The organism is Nonomuraea cypriaca (assembly GCF_015645445.1).
GTDB classification, from domain to species: domain Bacteria; phylum Actinomycetota; class Actinomycetes; order Streptosporangiales; family Streptosporangiaceae; genus Nonomuraea; species Nonomuraea cypriaca.
Genome location: NZ_JADOGI010000025.1, coordinates 1 through 19,731 on the forward strand (window position 1 = coordinate 1; position 19,731 = coordinate 19,731).

A 19,731-nucleotide genomic window follows, 5' to 3' on the forward strand; every position below is an offset into this window, starting at 1 on the left:
TGATCTTGGAGGCGTTTCCCCAGGTCACTCATAGGTTCATGGGCAACCTTGGTGTGACTCCCCCGCGCCGGGAAACGACCTCGGCGGCCACTGTCATCGCCGGCGCCAGCAACGCCCCGAAGAACGCCACGGGCCGCCGACGAACCTGCCTGCTTCGCCTCTTGGTCACAGGAGGAAGCTATCCACGCTCGAAGAGCGAGATTCTGATCACTTGTCATGCCTTTACCGCAGCTCAGAGCACCCATAACCAACCCCACCAAACTCTCCCCAGCCCTACGTCCCACGCAGTGCCAGACTTTCGCTAGGCTTACGTGCGTCCGCCTCCGTAGCTCAGGGGATAGAGCACCGCTCTCCTAAAGCGGGTGCCGCAGGTTCGAATCCTGCCGGGGGCACCACGTCCGACCAGGCATTTAGCACTCTGACCTGCGGTTCCTCGACCGCAGGTCTTTTGCTTGCCAGGCCCTTGGTAGGCCGCCGAGGGCACCCATATGCAGCCATAGGACCTTGATCACGGGATATATGCGGGATGATCTTGGAGGCGTTTCCCCAGGTCACTCATAGGTTCATGGGCAACCTTGGTGTGACTCCCCCGCGCCGGGAAACGACCTCGGCGGCCACTGTCAGTTCCGGTTGCATCTGACCACCGGCCATGCCTTTGACCTGCGGTTGGCCAGTTCTAGCTGAACGAATTGACGGCTGGATCGTTCATCTGAAGTGGCCCTTTTCTGGAAGGGGCTTGGGACCCTGTCGGTGTGTCCTCATAGGCTCCCAATCATGACAACAGAGCTGGCCCATGACCCGCGTCCGATCTTCGCCCGGGCACTTGATCAGGCCGGGCAGCAGGTCGCGGCGGTAAGTCCCGATGAGCTAAGTAACCGCACTCCCTGTGCCGATTACGACGTTCGCGCGCTGCTCGGGCATGTAGTCGCGGTGCTGCACAAGCTCGCCCGTGTCGGCACCGGAGGCGATGCGCGCGACGTCCCCGATGTGATCGACGGCATCGCCGATGGCGGCTGGGCAAGCGCATTCACTCAGGCCCGTAGCGAGGTCGAGCGGGTGTGGGCCGACGACGAGAAGCTCGACCGAATGGTCGAGCTACCGTGGGCCACGCTGCCCGGCCGGGTTGCTCTCGATGCCTACACCCACGAGTTCACAGTTCATTCCTGGGACCTCGCACATGCCACCCGGCGGCTCGCCGAACTCGACCCCGACCTTGCCGCGCAGGCACTCGAGGCATTCTCGAAGTTTGCGCCGCCAGAGGCCCGCAGCGAGCAGGGCCCGTTCAGCCCCGTCGTACCGGTGCCCGATGACGTCGACGTCTACGCCCGGCTGGCCGCCTACCTGGGGCGCCGACCATAGTCAGCAGAACCATGCCCTAACGGACACTGTGGGAGGAAGCGCAACGGCCGGGCTCTGAGTCGGGAAGGAAGGAGACGGGGATCCCCCCGGCGGATCATGAAGCGGCGTCCCCGGTCATACGCCTCACGCGTTCGGCAGTGGCGGGTGGTGAGATACACCACCCGAACGATGATCCTCCTGGCGAGTGGGCCGCCGGCGCCGGCGCGCGCTTCCTCGACTGTCTGGAGGCGGCGGCCCGCGCCGGCTACGCCCGCACCCTGGCCAGGCGTTGAAGGCCGCGCCGCCCCACCGGCCGGTGAACCAGGCGGCACCCCGGTCATCTGATCATTTTTGCCACATCTCCGCGAACTGGCCACCTACTTGGCCAAATCACCCCGGAATCGGCCACATCAATGACGACCTGACAGCCACGCCCAATACCGCGGCAACGAGATACGGCCAGGTGATCAGCGCCAGGAGGCCAGAACAGTCGTGTGGCGCGGACGAAACAACCTGGGCCACCGGCTCGAAGAGCGCCGGGATGAGCAACATCAGGCTCGCGACCGGCGCAGCCCGGCCCCCGGTGAGCACGGCACCGACCGCCGCGACACCGACCCATACCCCAACAGCCTCAACCGTGAAGAGGTGCATCTGCGCCAGCGCCCACACGCCCTGCAAACTCATCCAGCAGCCGAGGTCATCGCCCGAGGAAACGGGCATCGTGGCCACCACCATGCGGCCGAAGAGAATGATCAGGACGACGCTCCAGATGGCCGCCGTCATACGCGGCACCAGATGCGCCCGTTCCCGGCGGGCAAGCAAGAGGGCGATCACGACGACGGCCACGCAGGCGGACAGCAGCCACTCACCCTGTTGCCGGCCGCAGATGCCGGTGTAGGGGACGACGATGGTCAGCACGGTGAGCACCAGCACCACGGTCGCGACGAACGCGCCGAGCACGGGGAACCACCGAGGCACCCACAGGGCGAGCAGCGCCAGCACCAAGGGCAGCAGTGTCACGGCCCATGCGGCACTGTCCCAGACCACCGTCTCCAGCAGGCTGGGCTCCGGCACCTGATAACCGAAGTAACCACAGCTCTCGCCAGGGAATCAGGGCCGATAAGACCGCTGGTTTCACAGCCGCCAGGATGGCCAGGAGACGGAACATAGCGCCCTTCGCCCCTTAATTGATCATGTCCGGGTGACACTACACAACAGAAACCGACGCTTCTGTCCTCTTCGTGAAGGTCGCCTAATCAAGGAGGACCGCATGCCATGCTGCAGCTTCGTGGCCGGGATGGGATGACCGTATTCAGTGCAAGAAGGCATACGAGGTGTACGTGAGAGTAAGGGTTAGGTAGTGTCCGGGGCGTGCGCCCAGATATTCGCCGACTGTCTGTCGTCGCGGTGCTTATTTCCCTCATGGTTGTGACGGGTTGCACAGGGGAACCCGACAAACCCACCTTTGACGAGTCCGTGAAGCTGCTCATCGCAGAAGGCGACAAGCTACTGGCCTCTCAGGACCTAGCCTCCACAGGCTCCGCCACCGCGACCGTACGAGCAGATCGGGACAGCGAAGTCGGGTGCCTGAAAGGCCAAGTCCAGCGTTTCTTCCGTGCTCAGGGCGACCTCACCGGTCCGCCATACAAGCATTCGCCGAGCAGCGCAGTCGGTCTGATGGCAAGTGGGCTGCGCTTGCGTGGCTACACCAAGATCGTGGATAACCTCGATCTTGGTGACGAGAATCTAGGGACGGCCGTACTGCAGCACCCGACAACCGGGATCACATTCTTGATAACCGTGCGCAATGGTCAGAAGCCCAACATCATGATCGTCGGCAAGACCAGCTGTTACGAACGCAGCAGATGACCTCAGGCTTAGCTGGGCATCTGGGCCGCCTCTGTTCGCGCGAGCTGGGCTTGCTTACGCAGACGGTCAGCTGTGGATGTGCAGCTGTCCCGGAGTACACCGATCTCGCGGTGTAACTGTGCGGCCTGAGAGGTGAAACGATCCGCGGCAGGCCCCTTCCAGAACGCGTCAACTTCCTGAGGCCTTGCCAGCATTCCAGCGAAAACCATGTCCAGCTCTTCGGCGTACCGGGTGAGGGACGTGGCGAGCAGCTCCTTATCGGCGGCCTGTCGAAGCAGCTGACTTTGGCTGGGGATAGTCATGCTCAGCCTCCCCGCTGTTTCAGTGCCTTGACCAATGCATCGTAGAGCCGCCCACGGAACGCCATACGAACCTCATTCTGTTGAGCGTCCGTCAATGGCTTCTGACCGTGCTGGTTCAGCGAGTCATTCACCCACTCAGCCTGTCGCTGCACGATGCCGTCTGCAACGTCATCTGCCGTGGCTGAAGTCTTCTTGTCGAAGTAGTCCGTGATCACGCCCTTGAGGCCATCCTTGGCTTCGTCCAACCCAGCATCTCGGCCGGTGGCCACCGTGGCGTCTTGGATGGGCCAGTACTTGTTGGAAAGCCAAGAGACGGGCAGCAGTGCGACTCCTGCGAGCCAGTCGGCGTATTCGTCGTCGGTCCACTCCGCGTGCGTCGAGCCGCTCAGCATCAGATTCGCCGCGCCTCCGGCGAGCGCCGCCCGGGAGGTGTACTGCTCCTGTGTGGCCTCGTCCCCAAACGGCCGGAACCGGCCGATGTCCAAGCCCAACGTGTAGTCCTGCGATGCCTTCATCAACGCGTTCGCTGCGTCCTTGTCCTGCATCAAGCCGCCCATGAAGCGGGAGGCGTCATCAGGGGCGAGGGTGTCCCAGGGCGGCGTTGGGAAAACCGCTTTTAGCTCCGGTGAGTCCCGCTTGGACTGTCCACGGGCGAGCTGGTCGAGATAGGGCGTCACATTTCTGGCCAAGGTCTCGCTGATCGGCGAATCCTTGATCGTTCCCCACGAGCCGCTGATCCACGGGCTGTCCTCGGCTCCCATCCCCCGAATGATGTTGAACCATGCTTGATCACGAACACCGTCTGTTCCGGCGCCTGGTTTCAACGCCTTGTCCAGCACGCCCGCAAGCTTCTCTTCGAGGCCGGCAACGCCGCTCATCCGGGCGCGCTGCGGATGCAGTAGCCAGCCTGCGGCGTCCTTGTTGTCAGCCAGCAGCGTTTGCAGCGCCTGCGGGTCGGCGTCGTACGCCTCCACCAGCGCATTCAGGTTCCAGTTGGGGCTTGTCGGAAGGTCTGCCGCCAGTGGACGGCCCAGGACGCGCAGCGCCACCTGGTTGAGGAGCCTGCTCGACGGTTTGGACATCGCGACCAGGGCCGTCAACACACCCGGCTGAGTCGTCTCCATGAACTTCCCACGCCACTCCTCCCCCAGCCGCCCGGCACGTTCGGCATTGGCATACGCCTCAGCCAGCGGTCCCAGACTCTCCCGGCCCTGCTGGAGCACCCCGGGCGGGAGTCCCCTGTCCATAGCCGGGCCCTTGTCCTTCATCCAGTGCATGAACAACGCACGGAACTTGTCCGGCCCGAGGGAGTTCAGTAAGGCGGAGGCATAGGCCGGATCGTTCAGCTTCTCTTTCGTCACCACCGTGACCGCAGTCACCTTGCGCCAGCTCTCCACCGAGCTTTCGATTTCATGCTGCTTGAGAGCCTCGGCAATGGGCCCCGCGTCGGCCTTCCCCTGACGGGCGGCCTCAGTTTCGCTGTTGAAGGGCAAGAACACACTCAACAGGCCATTTCCCGAGGTCGGAACCATCTGCTTGAGCGTGTCCATCCGCCATTTGAGATCGCGCTGCGTCTCATCGAAGAAGGCCCAGGATCTGTGCATCGCCACTACCCCCGCGGGGCCCGTCCACGACGCGCCCGCCTCGGCGATCGCCGCCTCCAGCCCATGCCGCGTGCGGCCCAGGACGTCTTTGCTGCTCGCCATCTCGCGTATCAGCTGTTCCGCCCGGCTGGGGTCGATCCCGACGAACTCCCCCATGGACCCTCCCAGAGGGTGTGGCTACAAGGGAGGAGTCAAGCACACCAGCCAATCACGGTAAATGCCTCATGTATCCCTATAAACAACCGGAATTACAGTCAAGCGGTAGTGGACCGGTTCAAGACGGACACCGCTGCCGCTATGGTCATCCGGTTCGCACTGCAATCAGGTGGCATGCACGGTTACGGATGCGGAACTCTGGGCGGGAAGATGGGAACAGTTCGTCGCATTTCGCAGCGATCAACGCTACCAATCCGTTCTTGTTCTTGCTGCTGTCCTTCGGATCGATACGCTTGGGCACTTCTACACGATCAACCCGAGTCTTCGTCTTCCTGTGCGGGGCCGCCGGGACGTTCTCAGGGCGCTGATACGGCTCCACCGGGGCCGATGATCGAGGACGGTTTCGCGACGGTGTCGTCATGTTCTTCGACGCCTTTGGGGTTGAGATGCGCTTCGCGGAGGGTGGGGACGTCTGGGGAGCGGGAGTGAGCGTTAGCGGCGACGCAGGCGCGTCCGAGTGCGGAGCAACGCTCAGTCGAGGCATCGCCACCGCGACGGCTGGCATCCGAGGTGAGGCCCTGCCGGTATCCCATCCGCCCCAGACGCCGAAGCCGCTGCAGACCATGAGACCGGTGATCAGGGCCAGGCCGGTCAGGTGATTCCAGCGTCGAAGGGATGACCGCGCCGGTGGGTCCGGGGTGGAGTACGTGCGCCACCCAAGGGAGTCCGATGCGCTGAGCCGTTGAGGCCGGCCCCGAGGGGGCAGGCCGTACGGGGGTCGCCCTACCTCTCTGCGAGACAGGGTGGGGCGGTCCTGGTCATCGTGCATGGTCCTCCTCTCACTGCTCGTTCATGCCAGCGTGGCGCAACGTAGCGATGCAGGGCGGGAATGACGCGGCATGGCGAGCGGTGCGACGTGAAACGGCCCCGGTCGGTCCGGGGCCGAAGGTGGATAGACGAGGGCTATTCGTTCAAGGCGCTGTTGATCTTGCCGTTGATCTGCTCCTGCTGACCGTCCATGCACTTCGCGTAGACCCGCAGCAGGACATCCACGCTGTGGCCTGCGCGCTTCGCGACTTCGACGGCCGGGACGCCCGCGTTCAGCCAGAGCGAGACCGCCGCGTGGCGGAGGTCGTACGGCCGAGCAGCCAGCGACGAGGGGATCTGTTCTGGGGTGAGCGCGAGTTTGCGGGCTTCCTGCCAGACGTAGGAGTGCGCCGAGCTGGAGTAGGAGCCGCCGGTGCCGGTGCTGAAGATCCTGCCGTCCTTGGCGGTGCCGTACTCAGCGATGTGCTCACGGAGCATGGCGATCAGGACGGGCGGGATCGGGATCTCTCGTGTTTCCTTGTCCGCGCGGTGCTTCAGGCTGCGCGACTCGTGGGTCTCGCCGGAGTTGGTCCAGCGTTTCGTCCCCTGAGGTCGCGCCTTCTCCAGGATGATCAGACCCCAGCCGGACTCCGGCAAGGTGCAGTTCCTCAGGCGTAGGTCGGCTGCTTCCTCCGGCCGGAGCGCGGCGTAGTAGATGCAGGCGAACAGCGCCTTGAGCCGAGGACCGCGCTTGCGACCCACCTTGGGCACCGCATCAAGGAGTTGCCGAGCCTGGGCAGGGTTGACCACCGTACGAGGATCAACGGCTGTAACGGCCTTGGGCGCCGTCCATTTGATCCCGTCCAGCGGGTTGCTGTTGAACACCTTCTGCTCGACCGCGTGCTCCAGCAGGTGATGCAGGATGGCGCGCTTACGCCGTACCGTGTTCGCTCCCGCCGGAGCACCGGCGAAAGTGACCGAGATGGCGTCGAGAGCCGTACGAATGATGTGCGCCTCCCCCAGCGCCGACAGTGGGAGAGACGCCTTCTCCAGCCAGCTCAAAGCCGCGGCTTGTGCCGTCGTCAGATCAGCCCGCCGCTTCTCGGGAAGCAGTACGTGCGTCCGGAGGACCTCCCGCAGCTCTTCGGCGGAGGGACGGTGCGGCGCGTTGGCCACCAGGGCAGGGAGCAACGTCAGCAGTGCGTACGCGTCCGTCTCGCGGGTACGGGCCGCCGAAGTGTTCCACCGACCAAGGACGTACGCCTGGGCAAATTCCAGGAACGACGGGCCGGAGGATTCAGCCGCGAGCATCGACACCGGCAAACCGGTGGCAACGTCGAACCCCTCCCCCGCCTTCGCCGCCTGCCTCAGGTCCGACATGAACGCGTTGGCCAGCCCTTTGGTACGGAAGCTCTTCGACCTCTCCTTACCAGCGACCCTCCAGCGCGCGATGTAGAAAGGTGTGCCGCGATTGGAACGCTGCTGGACCTGGCTGAACTTGACGTCATACGTGGTGTTCACGCTGTCTCCCGCCGCGAGTCGAGCCAGGCCACGAGGTCGCTCCGCCAGACGCGGAGTTCGAGGTTGGGTAGCTGGACGCACGCCGGTGCACGGCCGAGTTCACGCCAGCGGTAGAAGGTGCGGCGGGACACGCCGCCCAACTCGGCGAGCACTTGCGGAACGGTCAGCAACTCGTCACGCCTACTCATCGGGGCATCACCGCCCGCCCTGGTAGACGGGTGCCGGTGAGCGCCGCCGCGAGGGCCTGTTCTCCGATGGAGAGGCCCTGTCCGGCGTACTGCCAGTGGGCGATGACGAGAACGGTGTCCTCGTCGAAGAGCGGGAGCCGTCCGGTGGTGATCTCCTCGGCGCGCATGTGTTCTTCGCGAGCGGCACGCAGAGCGCCGAGAGTGGTGGAGTAGCGGCGGCTCTTGGTGGAGAAGTGGCCGCGGAAGCCGAGCATGTGGGCCCAGTGGATGAGCCTCAGGTCGGCCAGGCCGGGATGGGCGCCAAGGCGCATGCATGCCGCGATCAGGTGTCGGGCGTGGTCGCGGATCGGTAGGGCGTCGAGGTTGTCGAGAGGCTGGATGCGCCGGTCCAGGGTGCCGACGCATTCGGCGGCCTTGGTGGCGTACTTGGCGATGTAGGCAGCGACGGCTTGTTCGGTGAGGTCGCCGTCCATGGTGATGCGACGGACGTCGAGCTGGGTGCCCCAGCGGAAGGTGCGGCTCAGCGGCTTGACCTCCGCGGTGACGACCGCCGCTGCATGCTGGACGGCCTCTGCCAGGGCATCAGCCGTCGCCCAGGCCGGCGGCGGTGAATCAGGCCCATCCGGTCCATCGAGACGGATGACGGCGTGGAAGTGGACGACGCCGCGGCGCTGGTATTCGGCGACCTTGGCGAAGGCGATGCTGACGTGCTGGCGCAGGGCCTTGACGGTCAGGCCGTTGAGCCTGGCGAAGCGGCGGCGCAAGGCCAGGGTGAAGCGTCGCCACAGCTCGGGGCTGATGGCATTGAACAGGACCGAGCCCTCGTAGTCGTAGCAGTCCGGGCACAGCGGCTCACCGAGGCGCGGATCGTCGGTGCTGTGCCGGTCGGTGCAGGACATGACCCGCCCATGTGGGCAGGTCTGGGCGTTGCGGCGGGCGTGGCAGGGCAGGACCTTGCCGTTCTTCTCCCGCCGCACGTGCACGGCCCCGAAGGAAGGCGCGGTGAGGGTGACAAACAGGCACGGATGGGAGCTGACGGTCTTGGGCACGCCTTTGCCACCGACCAGCCCGGCCCGGACGAGTTGGTAGGTGTCGGAGCGGTAGACCTCGGCGCACGCCGGGCAACGGGAAGCGCGACGGGTCTTGCACGCCACCCGCAGGACGCCGTTCGGCTCCCGGTTGGTGCAGTAGCGGTGCAGGAGCTGTCCGGTCGCCTGGTCGTAGTGGTCGACCTTGCCGCGCAGGTGGATGGGCTGGCGGCAGCCGCCGGTGCGCTTGATCTGGGCGGCCCAGCGGTCGTAGTTCGGGTCGTGGAGTCGGGAGATCATCCCGGCTATGGCGTGTGGTTGGGGCAAGATGGGATCCGTCCTATCCGGATGCGATCTGTGATGGGATGGCCCCTCACCTGGCGCGGAACTTGGCGGTTGTGCGGCCAGGTGAGGGGATCTCGGCTATGCGCCGTGGTTGTCGATGCCGGTGCCGTCGCAGTCGCGGCAGGTGTCGCGGTCCTCGTCGAGTCCGGAGCCGTTGCAGGTGCAGCAGGCGCCGGGCGCGAGTGAGACGGCGGCGAGGATGTCGGGCCGGTCGGCCTCTTCGGGCTCCATGGTCAGTGGCCCTTGCGCGGGGTGATCGTGACGTAGAGGCGGTAGTTGCGCGCCCGGTTCCGGTCGGGGAAGGCTCGCGACATGGATGTGACGGTGAAGATCTGACGAAGGTGGATCATGCTGAGCGTGAGTTCGGCGCGGTTGCCTTCGAGTCGGATTCGCATGGTGGAACCTCCTAGGTGTTGTCGGGCGTGATGCAGTCGCGGTAGCTGTCCTGGGCGGCGTGGAGGGCGCGGGCGGCGGCGAGGATGGCGATGAACTCGTAATGGACCGGTCCAAAGTCGATGCCGGTCATGTAGTGGCCGTGCGGCACGTGGGCAGGGTCGATCTCGGTGCCGAGCAGGGCGGCGACCTTTTCGACCTCGGCGCGCATCTGGTCGTCGGGGCCCTTGGCCGGGAAGGCGCGGATGGCGACGGGGGAAATCGAGATCGGTACGTCGGGGTGGGTTTCCAGGAAGATGGCCAGGTTGAGCAGCCCGTTGATGAGGGCTCTGCGGTGGTCGTGCATGGTGATGGCCTTTCAGGTGGTTTTCGAGGTGGTCCGCAGGGTGCGGAGCAGGTCGGAGGCGAGTTGGTTGGATACGCCCAGGCGGGCGCGGAGAACGTCGCGGGTGATGGGTGTGCCGTGTCTGGAGTGGTGTTCGTCGGCGACGCGGCGGGCGTAGTTGATGAGTGCCGGGGACGGTCCTGGGCGTTCGTCCTGGCCGTCCCGGACGGGGACGAGGGCGGGACGGTCGGCTGACGGGACGGCAGCGGATTCGTTGGGACGAGGACGGGACGGTGAGACGTCTGCCGGGGACGTCTCGGAGACGTCCTGGGACGGGGCGGGACGCGGGCCGGACGTCCGGCGTTCGAGCATGGAGACGGCGAGGAGGAAGGCGGCCGCCGGGGTGGCGGCGGTGATCCAGCCCCAGATGGTCGGGTCGGCTTGTTGCAGGTTGGCGGCCAGGGACAGGACGATTCCTCCGGTCAGGACGAGGACGGGCCAGGAGATCAGGCCGTGCCGTACGCGGCCGGTCTTCCGGTCGCGTTGGCGTTCGCGGGCGGCCATGACGCACGTGAGGTCGATGCATACGGCCACGGCCCAGGCCATCCAGCCGGACTGTCCGTGTTCGCTGGCGGTCTCGCGGATGTGGGTGAACGATCCGGCTCCGGCGATGAGGGCCAGGACGAGGACGGGGCCGGTGTCGAGCAGCCAGCGGGCGAGACAGCGCATCGGTTCAGGCCTTTCGCGGGTCCGGGATGGAGTCGAGGAGTTCGGCGAGGTCGGCATCGCTCATCTGCGGGACGTGGCCGGCGACGACGTCCGTCCAGGCCGGAGCGAGGTGCGCCCAGGTGTTGGCGGCGTGTTCAGCGACTTGTTCGCTGACGTAGAAGGAGCGGGCGCGGTACCACTGGCCGTCCTGGGAGGCGACGATCGCGACGCCTGGTGTCTCGGCGGGGATGGCGCGTGCCGAGGCGAGGGCGGCGGGATCGAGGTCGCCGAGGGTCATGGTGGCGGTCTCGGGGTCGTTGACCCGGTGGCAGATGCGTCCGGAGCACTGGGCACGTAGGGCGGTGACGCCGGGGCCGAGGTCGGAGCCGATGCGCTGGCCGCAGCAGAACAGGTAGATGCCGAATGCCCGCCCGAGCTGGGCAACCCGTAGGAGCGCGGTCGAGGTCTTGGCGATCTCGTCTTTCTCGCTCTTGTCGGCCATCAGGTACAGCTCGGCCAGCTCGTCGACCAGGACGACGACGGGCATGGGGCGCTCGTTATCCGGCAGTTGCCAGATGTTGCGGGCACCGGCGTCACGGCACAGGGCCATGCGGCTGGTCATCAGGGCGACGAGGTCATCCAGTAGGCCGACGCATTCGTCCCGCGTGGTGCTCAGCGCTGACAGGCGAGGGCTGTACGGGGTGAACTCCACGCCGCCCTTGAGGTCGAAGCCGACCAGGGCGACCGGTTGTGGAGCCAGGCCCTGGACCAGGGCGTTGGCGAGATTGGACTTGCCAGACTGTGTTGCTCCGGCGTTGAGCCAGTGCGGGATGGTCTTGAAGTCGATGATCCACGGGCCGCCGGTCTCCAGGCGGCCCACGATGACCTTGAGCAGGTCGGGTGAGGTCGGGAGAGGCTCGACCCGGATGAGTGGATCGCGCACGGTGGCGGACAGGACGACCCGTCCGGGCCGAGGCGACGATACGCGGATCGCGTGGACGCCCCAGGAGTGGGCGAGCCGTTCGGCGGCGTCGGCGTAGTCGGCGGGGATCTGCCCCTCAAGGGTGTGCAGGGTGACCCGCCAGCCGTACCGGGTGGGCTTGGGCAGCCACATGAACGGCTTGGTGTCCACGGCGATGCGCTGCCACTTGCGCCGGACGCGGACGACGCCGGTGGAGGCGACCAGGCCGGGAACGGTGGTGAACCAGAAGCGCTGCCGCTTCTTGGTGAGGTGGCAGCCAAGGGCGATCTTGCGCCAGGTGGCCCGTACGCTGATCGCTGTCAGCGGGAAGGCGACCACGAGCCAGAACGACGGGTAGTGCCAGCGGCGCCAGGCCCAGAGCCCGGCCGCCGCAGCGGCCAGGACTCCGAGCAGTAGGAGTTGGGTGTCAGACACGGGGCGGCTCCCCGCCAGCCGGTAGGAGCGCGGCGGCGCGGTACGAGATGCCCCACCGGCCGGAGATCTCCCACACGTAGCCGACCATGCCGGTGGCGTTGATCTGCTGACCGGCGCTGATCGGGGGCTCCCCCGAAGTGCCGATCTTGACGAGTTCGATCCGGCCGAACTCGTCTTCGACCGAGACGGTGACCTCGTAGACGGTGTTGCCGTTCTTGTCGGTCTTGATCTCGCCGGTGTCCTTGTTGACCAGGCGCGGCTTGGGCGCCTTCACGCAGGTGATCACGAGCTTGGTGGTGTCGACAGGGATGGGGATGGTGCGCATGAGAGCTGGTCTCCTTCGAGGTGGTTGTACTAGCTACAAAGATACCTAGGTATCTAGCTCTGTAAACCGAGATAGCGAAGTTGGCTTGAGATTTACTTACAGGTTGCCCAGAGACCTAGGCATCTAGAACCGCTAATGTTGGGTTATGGCAACCAGCGACCGGCGCCGGCCGTACCTGAGGATTGCCGAGGACATCCGGCGCGACATCACATCGGGCCGGTACGCGGTGGGGGAACGCCTCCCCGTGGCCCGCGAACTGGCGGAACGGTACGGCGTTGCCATGATGACCATCGGCAACGCCCTGGCCGTCCTCCGCGACGAAGGACTCATCGAGACCCGCCAGGGGGCAGGCAGCTTCGTCAGTCGCACACCCGACGACGAGACTGCCGGCCCCACACCTGGGGAGCACAGCGAAGAGTTCCGCATCATCTCCGAGCAGCTAGGCGAGATCCGCCAGCACATGCAGAAGCTGACGGTCAGGCTGGACGAGCTAGACGCTCGGACTCGTCCTGGTCAAGCCGAGAAGTGATCCTGACGGCGCGCTGCTGGAGTTCGGCCAGGTCGACCGCGATCTCCGCCAGCTCGCGTAGCAAGATCTGTCGTTCGATCTCACTGAAACCCACGAGTACTACCCCGTTCGTATAGGCAGGGCGCCGGAACGCCCCCGGGTTACCTGACGGGTGGGGAGCCAAATGCGCGGATGGGCTCACCGTTGTTGTGATCAGAGCAGCCGCATCAATTTGGCGAGGTTGAGAATCTCGCGCTGCCGATGCAGCCGCCCACTGTCGCGAAGGTCACGCACGATGTTGCGGACCAACGGACGGTTGCGGACATGCTGAGGAGCGATCCGGTCGGCGCGTAGCAGGGCATCCGCCGCTTCGTTCTCCTTCCGGTTCATGTGATAGCCGGCCGCTGTGCAGGTCCAGTAGTGCGCCTGCCGCTCCGATGAAGCGATCTCGGCGACCTCTACGTGTTCCGCCCGTGTGATGACATCGCGCGGGCGGCCCAGCTCCATGCTGATCTCGACGGCGTGGATGGTGGTGTTCGTCCGGTTGAACTGCGTCTGGAACACGTTGCCAGCCCGCGGCAAAACCTCGGAGACGCGGCGAGCCTCCTCAAGGTGGCCTTCCGCCTCCCTCTGATCCCACAGCCGGGAGTACGCCACCGCGGCCCGCAGGTGCAGCGCACCCCACATCGCCTTGATCGTGTCGTCAGCGCCCACATGCGGTTCGATCTGGTCGAGCGCCGACAAGGCCGCGTCCTTGGCCGGGTCGAGCTGCGCCTCGTGCAGCCACACACCGCACAGATCCCAGCTCGCTGCCGCGATCAGGTCGGGTGAGCCCACTCGTTGCGCGGCGACGAGTTCGCGCTGTACCGCGGTCCAGCCCAGGTCGTGGTGTCCCAGGAGATTGGAGGACACTCGCGCCATGTGGCAGGCCCGTAGCATCAGCGCCTCGGCTCGATCGCGATCGGCAGATGACTCGGTCGTGATCGCGATCAGTTCGGTCAGGATCCTGGGCAACACCTCTCCCAGAGCGGTGAACTTGGCGTCCTGGCGGAGCTGCTCGGCGAGCCGAACGTTCGCTTCAAGCTCCTGCAGCGTCCGGGGTTCCCCTCGCGCCGGCAGCGCCACGCCACTGGGTAGCGAGGCCTGTTGGAGTGCGAGGCGAAGCCCTGGCACAGCGGCGTGCCCGGAGTCGAGTTCCGTTATCTCGTGCCGGTACGGCTGGCCGGTCAGTTCGGCGACCTCCACCCCGAGGACCTCGGCGAGCTGCCCCACTACGCTCATCCGGTCCAGCGGCATCCGGCCGTTCTCGACCTTTGACAGCCAGGACACCGAACGGCCGATCTTTTCAGCGAGGGTTGCTTGATCCCAGCCCTTGCGGTGACGAGCCCGCGCGATTCGCTGGCCTTGCGTCACGTACTCTGTTGCCACGTCCCCGCCCCTCCTCTCGTCGGTTGCTTCGACGATAAGGCGGGTGACCTCGGTCACTGGCAGAAAAACTGCCAGTCGGCAGGCATGCGAAACCGCAGGTCGGTCTTCGACCTGCGGAAACGCGCCGTCACACGCAATCGCAAAAAGTGACGCTACGTGCGCGCATTGTTAGTTCGGCGTGTCCTCACCTTGCTTCGCCCCGCATGATTCGCGCCCAGAGCGTCTCGGCGTCGCGGACCTTCACCCACGGGCTGTCGACCACGGCCACAGGCCAGACGGAGCGGTCATACCGGCGCACGAACCCCAGCCCGCCCGCCAGGCACTGCTCGAACACCAAAGCCAGGCACTCGCACGTGTAGGCCCGTACCCGGACACGATCCGGACGCCGCTGCGTCGTCGCCCACTGCACCACCGTCGCATCAGCGTGGGGTGACGCGGGGTGCATGCCGTGATATCCGTCGAACTCAGCCACAGACTCACCGTCCTCCAAGCCGCGCGAGTGCCCTTGCCTGGTCGGCGATGCCGGCCTAGACATCGGGTGTCGGACTGGCGTTGGCGAGCAAAGGACCACTCCGGCCATGTCCGCGCACTCTGTTGGGAGACAAGCCGGGGGCGCAACCGCAGACCCCACCCGGAGGGGCCCTGGACCGTCGCTCACCAACGCCATACCTCCAAGCTAGCAAGCCTGTAAGTGCCTGTCTACTCCATGTAAGTCCGTGAAACTGCGTGATCTGATGTGAAGGGCCGTGAAACGCCCTCCTAACCTCATACCGTGGCCAGATATGTCGAGCACACACGCACCTGGGAGTTCGAAGAGGACCGTTCCCGCTGGGAGCAGATCCTCGAAGTCCTCGTTGTGCGGATCGACTCAGGTGAGTGGGGACCCAAGTTCAAGATCTCCGAGGTCAAGCTCATGGAAGAGTTCGGAGTCTCCCGCCCCACCATCCGCAAGGCCATGCAGCGCCTCAGAGCCGCAGACAAGATCTACACCGTCCCCAACCTGGGCAGCTTCGTCAATTCTGACGGTAAGGCGCCAAGAAGCAGCGACGCCAACGAGCCTTAAGACGAGCCCCTGGCAAAGTAGGCTTCTGGCACGTGAGCCAGCGGATCGACCACCACAACGACCCGAACGCGCCTGCCCTAAACGGTCTCGTCCCCTCCGTGGATGTCGTGGTCACCAGCGACGCCGGCGAACTGTCGCTGATTCGCCGCTCTGACAGCTGCGCCCCGCTCGGTGGGGCCGTCGACCTCGGCGAGTCCATCTCTCAGGCGGCCATTCGCGTGAAAGATCCCATCTCGGATCAGCCTCGGCCCACCGATCGTTCGAGCGATAGCGCCGCTGCAGAGGTGATCGAACAGACCCTGCTGAAAGTCTCAGGGAGCCCAGCCAATGCCGAGCAGAACGCTCTCCTCAGCAGCGTCGTAGACGCGTGGCGACGCCAACACCGGCACGGCCAGAGCGGCCCCAAGCCGATCCTCACGCTCGTCGGCGGCTACGCCGGATCGGGCAAGACGGAGTTCTCCCGGTTCCTGTCCGACATCACCGGCTGGGCCTTCCTGGACAAGGACTCCATGACCCGCGTCATGGTCGAGTGCCTGCTCGTCTCCCTCGGCTGTGACCCCCACGATCGGCACACAGAGCTGTACCTGCGCGAGGTCCGGCCGCTGGAATACCGCTGCCTCATGGAGACCGCGTTCGACAACCTCGAAGTAGGGACCTCTGCCATCCTGTCGGCCCCGTTCATCGCCGAGTTGACCGATCCCAGCTGGGTGTCTCACCTGGCCGATCGCTGCGCGGCCAGGGGCATCGAGGTCGTGGTGGTGTGGGTGCGCTGTGATGCCGAATCCATGCGCGAGCACATCAAGCTCCGCGGCGACGCTCGTGATGCCTGGAAGCTCCAGAACTGGGAGACGTATGTCAGCACCCTCAACATCGAAACAAGCCCACCCTCCGCGCATATCACCGTCGACAACCGACTCGGCGCCGCCATCAGCCTCGCCAACCAGACCCGCGAGATCCTGAAACGGATCCTGACGTGACCGCCTAGTGAGGTGCCATCAACGTTCACCGGGTCGGCGACACCGCAGTGACTGTGCGTGGCTTGAGAGTGCGTTGCCCCCGCTGTCTACGGCGACTCCTGCAACGGCCAGACCTCGACCACACCCTGTGCGACTGCGCATGGGGTCTTCGACACGAGTTGGACGGCCTCCTCGATGGTTGCGGCTTCGATGATGCCGAACCCGGCCAGCGGGAGGGCCGAGGACATGAAGGAGCCGCTCTCCACGGTCATGCCGGCACCGTTGTGATTGCGCACCTGTACAGGCGAGCCGGCGATGCCCGCTACGACCCCGGCCTCAAGCAGGCGGGCGTCATGCGCATGTGCCTCGTTCCGTACCGCCGCGTCGGTGCGGTCGTAGCCGTTCTGGTCGCCGTATCCGATGGTCACGAATTTCGCCACAGCAGGGCCCTTCCTCTCGTTCGTATGGAGTGCTCACCGGTATCGACTCTCAACCGTGCCCAAACTCATCGCAGCGCCTGATGGTCCGTACCACCCGCCTCAGGCCGCACCAGCCAAGCCCTCTGAAGATCAGGCGCCTAGCCGCTAAGCTCCGGGCCGTGACCCGCCGGATCGACTACTACAACGACCCTGAAGCGCCCATCCCGAACAGCCTCGTCCCCTCAGTCAATGTCGTGGTCACCAACGAGGCCGGCGATCTGCTCATGATCCGCCGTGCCGACAACGGCAACTGGGCGCTTCCCGGCGGAGCCATCGACCTCGGCGAGTCGATCCCTGCAGCGGCCATCCGGGAAACCCTGGAGGAAACCGGGATCACCTGCGAGATCACCGGCATCGTGGGGGTCTACAGCGATCCGAGGCACGTCATCCTCTACACCAGCAACGGCGAAGTGCGGCAAGAGTTCTCCATCGTCCTCACGGCACGCCCCATCGCCGGCGAACCAACCCCATCGTCAGAGTCCCGCGAGGTCCTCTGGATCTCACGGGACGACGTTGAGAACCACGACATGGACCGGTCAATGCGCCTACGCATCCGCCACTACCTTCAGGACAGCGACCCGCACATCGGCTGAGCTGCCCGGAGACCGTCAAGCATCAACCGGAACAGCAGCCTCGCCCGTCAGCGCATAAGCCCAGCTCAGAGGCATAATAGCTCGGCTGGATGAGAACTTTCTCTACGGTTTCAAGGGCGGCCCGCCTACGGCGGCCCGCCGCGCGTCGGGCGGTCGCTGGCCGCGCTGCGGCTCTTCGGCCGGTCGCGGCCGCGCCGCCCACGCGCCTCAATCCGGTGGCAAGATCACCAGAACACGACGAAAGGCCAACCGGAATCCCCTCAGTCCCGCTCACCGGCAACCCGCGCCGATGCCCCGCATGGCGTCAGGAACCGCGAGAGGCGACACCCGTCCGGCGCAGATCGCGGGAGATGTCTGGGCCAGCTGCCAAGATTCTCACAAACTCATCCGAACGTGATCGTCACCGGGGCAAGCCAGCAGGAGACCAGGCAGTTACTCTAACCGTAGGTGGAGAGGGGGGACGGCGTGCTGCTCCGGTTCCGTGCCGCGAACGTGCGGTCACTACGCGACGAACAAGAACTGTCTTTCGTTGTCCCTGAGCCCGAGTCAAGCGCCTCAGCACGTGAAATAAGACTAGGTGGGGGCCGCTCCGCGAGCGTCTTCCCTCTGATTGGCATCTTCGGCGCCAACGCTTCGGGCAAGTCGAACATACTGGCCGCTCTGACCGATATGCGTACAGCGGTCCTCAACTCCTATGCCCAATGGGCTTCGTTCGAGGGCATTCCACGCGAACCCTTCAAATTGGACCCCAAAGGGGAGAGCGAACCAAGCTTCTTCGAGGTCGACCTCGTGATCGACGAGGTGCGTTGGACGTACGGGTTTGAGTTGAGCGCGACACGTGTCGCGGCCGAATGGATCCACAGCTACCCCCGTGGCTACCGTCAGGTGTGGCTCGATCGCGACGCTTCGCGGGTCGCGATGTATGAATGGCCGGGCAATCGGGTCAAGGATCGATCTCAACTCGCCAGGCGTACCCGCCCCGACGCTCTCGTGCTGTCCACAGCGGGTACGGACAATCACCCGCAACTCTCGGCGCTCTTCCACTGGTTCCGCCGTAACCTGTGGCTCATCAATCCAGAGGACGAGCGAGAGCAGCGAGAAGATTTCACCCTGGGGGAGCTTTCCGGCAGCCGCGCGCATCGAATTAATGAACTGTTGAGGGTCGCCGACCTAGGGATCGCCGGTGCGCAGGTCGTCCGGGAGGGCAAGGATCGCCCAACGGTGAAGCTGATCCACCACTCAGCTGCCGGAGAGGTCTCTCTCGACTGGCGGAACGAGTCCTTCGGCACCCGCTCCTGGTTCGCACTGCTCGGTCCTATGCTGCTGGCGCTCGACGAGGGCGCCGTGCTGCTCATCGACGAGTTGGACGCGAGTCTGCACCCGCGGTTCGCCGCGGAGGTTGTCAGACTTTTCCATGATTTGCACGCCAACCCCAAGGGCGCGCAGCTCGTCTTCACTTCACACGACCCGTCGCTACTCACCACCCCGAGCGGTGAGCGGCTTCTGGAGCCGGGCCAGGTGTGGCTGACAGAAAAGGATAAGGACGGCGCCACGGAGCTTTACCCCTTAACTGCCGCCGAGCCGGGAGAGGATGAGAACCTGATGAAGTCCTATCTGGCTGGGGCCTTCGGCGGGGTCCCTTCCATCGTGGAGGGGCAGATCGCCCGACGATTGGCCACTGTGAGCGAGCGAGAACCCCGGCACACGACAGAGCAGATCCCATGAGCCGTACGAGAGGGAAGGACACGCTGGGGCCGCCCAAGCAGCAACACGGCCGGCGCAATCGAGTCGTCCACGTCTTCACCGAAGGTGAGCTCACCGAGCCTTCGTACATCGACATCATGAAGCAGGTCCTCAAGGACCAGGCGTTTGCTGTCGACATCCGGATCGCGAACGCCAGCGCACCGGGTTCCCGGCGCAAGCCGATCAACCTGGTCGAGGCAGCGGTTCCGCTCATGCGTGAACTGACCCGGGAGGCCAAGGGCAGCCAGCTGCGGAAGGAGCTTTGGCCTCAGGTATGGTGCCTGTTCGACCGGGACGACCACCAGCAACTCGACCAGGCATTGAAACAGGCTCGTGAGGGACAGGTCGGCATCGCGTTCTCGCATCCCTGCTTCGAGGTGTGGAGGCTTCTGCATCACAGGGACGTGACTGGGACCTTCAATCAGATGTGTGACCTGGTGACGGCACGACTGCCGTTTAGAAAGACGGAGAACATCAAGCGGGTGTGCCCGGAGCACGTCCTGGGCAGCTTCGCAAAGGCGAAGAAACGCGCGCTTCGGATGAACGCCCAGCACGGTGACCATGTTCCCCTACCGAACCGGGATCCGTACACCGACGTCTTCCACTTCGTGGAGCAAGGCCTTGGGCTCACCTCCTACTGACAAGCACTGCGCGGC

The 19,731-nt window shown here is 65.2% G+C and carries 23 protein-coding genes and 1 tRNA gene; 10 read left to right on the plus strand and 14 right to left on the minus strand.

Annotated elements, in window-relative coordinates; translation table 11 throughout:
* The first annotated feature begins 319 nt into the window (after positions 1 to 319).
* From ITP53_RS10880 to ITP53_RS59130, 3 genes are all read left to right on the plus strand, one after another.
* A tRNA-Arg gene (locus tag ITP53_RS10880) sits at positions 320 to 395 on the plus strand.
* A 379-nt stretch (positions 396 to 774) separates the two neighbouring features.
* Positions 775 to 1,359: a TIGR03086 family metal-binding protein gene (locus ITP53_RS10885; RefSeq protein WP_195895222.1), complete on the plus strand. Its 585-nt coding sequence runs from the start codon at positions 775 to 777 to the stop codon at positions 1,357 to 1,359.
* A gap of 137 nt (positions 1,360 to 1,496) precedes the next feature.
* Positions 1,497 to 1,631: a hypothetical protein gene (locus tag ITP53_RS59130; protein WP_268961002.1), complete on the plus strand. Its 135-nt coding sequence runs from the start codon at positions 1,497 to 1,499 to the stop codon at positions 1,629 to 1,631.
* A 97-nt stretch (positions 1,632 to 1,728) separates the two neighbouring features.
* On the opposite strand, the gene ITP53_RS10890 is transcribed toward ITP53_RS59130, so the two are convergent.
* On the minus strand, positions 1,729 to 2,412 hold the full coding sequence (locus ITP53_RS10890) for a hypothetical protein (RefSeq protein WP_195895223.1): 684 nt from the start codon (positions 2,410 to 2,412) through the stop codon (positions 1,729 to 1,731).
* Between the two features lie 402 nt (positions 2,413 to 2,814).
* On the opposite strand from ITP53_RS10890, the gene ITP53_RS10895 reads away from it, so the two are divergent.
* Positions 2,815 to 3,207 carry a hypothetical protein gene (locus ITP53_RS10895; RefSeq protein WP_195895224.1) on the plus strand — a complete coding sequence of 131 codons (393 nt, stop codon included), beginning with the start codon at positions 2,815 to 2,817 and terminating at the stop codon, positions 3,205 to 3,207.
* A gap of 304 nt (positions 3,208 to 3,511) precedes the next feature.
* Here ITP53_RS10895 and ITP53_RS10900 read toward each other — a convergent pair whose 3' ends face one another.
* From ITP53_RS10900 to ITP53_RS10945, 10 genes are all read right to left on the minus strand, one after another.
* The gene (locus ITP53_RS10900; protein WP_195895225.1) at positions 3,512 to 5,269 is read right to left on the minus strand and encodes a hypothetical protein; all 1,758 of its coding nucleotides are present in this window, start codon (positions 5,267 to 5,269) and stop codon (positions 3,512 to 3,514) included.
* 963 nt (positions 5,270 to 6,232) lie between these two features.
* A complete protein-coding gene (locus tag ITP53_RS10905; RefSeq protein ID WP_195895226.1) occupies positions 6,233 to 7,597 on the minus strand; it encodes a tyrosine-type recombinase/integrase in 1,365 nt (454 codons plus the stop codon).
* Complete coding sequence (locus ITP53_RS10910; protein WP_195895227.1) at positions 7,594 to 7,785, minus strand: helix-turn-helix transcriptional regulator; 192 nt, start codon at positions 7,783 to 7,785, stop codon at positions 7,594 to 7,596. Before ITP53_RS10910 ends, ITP53_RS10905 begins: the two co-directional genes overlap by 4 nt.
* The gene (locus tag ITP53_RS10915; RefSeq protein ID WP_195895228.1) at positions 7,782 to 9,113 is read right to left on the minus strand and encodes a replication initiator; all 1,332 of its coding nucleotides are present in this window, start codon (positions 9,111 to 9,113) and stop codon (positions 7,782 to 7,784) included. Before ITP53_RS10915 ends, ITP53_RS10910 begins: the two co-directional genes overlap by 4 nt.
* A 123-nt stretch (positions 9,114 to 9,236) precedes the next feature.
* Entirely contained in the window at positions 9,237 to 9,389 is a 153-nt protein-coding gene (locus tag ITP53_RS10920) for a hypothetical protein (RefSeq protein ID WP_195895229.1), read from the minus strand.
* A gap of 2 nt (positions 9,390 to 9,391) precedes the next feature.
* A complete protein-coding gene (locus tag ITP53_RS10925; RefSeq protein WP_195895230.1) occupies positions 9,392 to 9,553 on the minus strand; it encodes a hypothetical protein in 162 nt (53 codons plus the stop codon).
* 11 nt (positions 9,554 to 9,564) lie between these two features.
* On the minus strand, positions 9,565 to 9,897 hold the full coding sequence (locus tag ITP53_RS10930; RefSeq protein ID WP_195895231.1) for a hypothetical protein: 333 nt from the start codon (positions 9,895 to 9,897) through the stop codon (positions 9,565 to 9,567).
* Between the two features lie 12 nt (positions 9,898 to 9,909).
* On the minus strand, positions 9,910 to 10,605 hold the full coding sequence (locus ITP53_RS10935) for a DUF2637 domain-containing protein (protein WP_195895232.1): 696 nt from the start codon (positions 10,603 to 10,605) through the stop codon (positions 9,910 to 9,912).
* A gap of 4 nt (positions 10,606 to 10,609) precedes the next feature.
* Positions 10,610 to 11,980 (minus strand): FtsK/SpoIIIE domain-containing protein, encoded by a 1,371-nt coding sequence (locus ITP53_RS10940; protein ID WP_328814361.1) that lies wholly within the window; start codon positions 11,978 to 11,980, stop codon positions 10,610 to 10,612.
* Complete coding sequence (locus ITP53_RS10945; RefSeq protein WP_195895233.1) at positions 11,973 to 12,305, minus strand: SCO3933 family regulatory protein; 333 nt, start codon at positions 12,303 to 12,305, stop codon at positions 11,973 to 11,975. Before ITP53_RS10945 ends, ITP53_RS10940 begins: the two co-directional genes overlap by 8 nt.
* Before the next feature lie 145 nt (positions 12,306 to 12,450).
* Between ITP53_RS10945 and ITP53_RS10950 the strand changes: the two genes are divergently transcribed.
* The gene (locus tag ITP53_RS10950; protein WP_195895234.1) at positions 12,451 to 12,834 is read left to right on the plus strand and encodes a GntR family transcriptional regulator; all 384 of its coding nucleotides are present in this window, start codon (positions 12,451 to 12,453) and stop codon (positions 12,832 to 12,834) included.
* A gap of 192 nt (positions 12,835 to 13,026) precedes the next feature.
* Here ITP53_RS10950 and ITP53_RS10955 read toward each other — a convergent pair whose 3' ends face one another.
* Both ITP53_RS10955 and ITP53_RS10960 read right to left on the minus strand, forming a co-directional pair.
* On the minus strand, positions 13,027 to 14,298 hold the full coding sequence (locus ITP53_RS10955; RefSeq protein WP_195895235.1) for a helix-turn-helix domain-containing protein: 1,272 nt from the start codon (positions 14,296 to 14,298) through the stop codon (positions 13,027 to 13,029).
* A 127-nt stretch (positions 14,299 to 14,425) separates the two neighbouring features.
* Complete coding sequence (locus tag ITP53_RS10960) at positions 14,426 to 14,713, minus strand: hypothetical protein (protein ID WP_195895236.1); 288 nt, start codon at positions 14,711 to 14,713, stop codon at positions 14,426 to 14,428.
* 300 nt (positions 14,714 to 15,013) lie between these two features.
* On the opposite strand from ITP53_RS10960, the gene ITP53_RS57235 reads away from it, so the two are divergent.
* Both ITP53_RS57235 and ITP53_RS57240 read left to right on the plus strand, forming a co-directional pair.
* Entirely contained in the window at positions 15,014 to 15,304 is a 291-nt protein-coding gene (locus tag ITP53_RS57235) for a winged helix-turn-helix domain-containing protein (protein WP_195895237.1), read from the plus strand.
* A 32-nt stretch (positions 15,305 to 15,336) separates the two neighbouring features.
* Positions 15,337 to 16,281 carry an AAA family ATPase gene (locus ITP53_RS57240; protein ID WP_195895238.1) on the plus strand — a complete coding sequence of 315 codons (945 nt, stop codon included), beginning with the start codon at positions 15,337 to 15,339 and terminating at the stop codon, positions 16,279 to 16,281.
* An 86-nt stretch (positions 16,282 to 16,367) separates the two neighbouring features.
* On the opposite strand, the gene ITP53_RS10975 is transcribed toward ITP53_RS57240, so the two are convergent.
* Positions 16,368 to 16,700 carry a YciI family protein gene (locus ITP53_RS10975; protein ID WP_195895239.1) on the minus strand — a complete coding sequence of 111 codons (333 nt, stop codon included), beginning with the start codon at positions 16,698 to 16,700 and terminating at the stop codon, positions 16,368 to 16,370.
* Between the two features lie 158 nt (positions 16,701 to 16,858).
* Between ITP53_RS10975 and ITP53_RS10980 the strand changes: the two genes are divergently transcribed.
* The 3 genes from ITP53_RS10980 to ITP53_RS10990 all read left to right on the plus strand — a co-directional run bounded on the left by ITP53_RS10980 (position 16,859) and on the right by ITP53_RS10990 (position 19,716).
* Positions 16,859 to 17,332, plus strand: coding sequence for an NUDIX hydrolase (locus ITP53_RS10980; RefSeq protein ID WP_195895240.1), 474 nt, complete (start codon positions 16,859 to 16,861; stop codon positions 17,330 to 17,332).
* 465 nt (positions 17,333 to 17,797) lie between these two features.
* On the plus strand, positions 17,798 to 19,057 hold the full coding sequence (locus ITP53_RS10985) for an AAA family ATPase (RefSeq protein ID WP_195895241.1): 1,260 nt from the start codon (positions 17,798 to 17,800) through the stop codon (positions 19,055 to 19,057).
* Positions 19,054 to 19,716: an RloB family protein gene (locus ITP53_RS10990; RefSeq protein ID WP_195895242.1), complete on the plus strand. Its 663-nt coding sequence runs from the start codon at positions 19,054 to 19,056 to the stop codon at positions 19,714 to 19,716. The genes ITP53_RS10985 and ITP53_RS10990 overlap by 4 nt, the downstream gene beginning before the upstream one ends.
* The last annotated feature ends 15 nt before the right edge of the window (positions 19,717 to 19,731 follow it).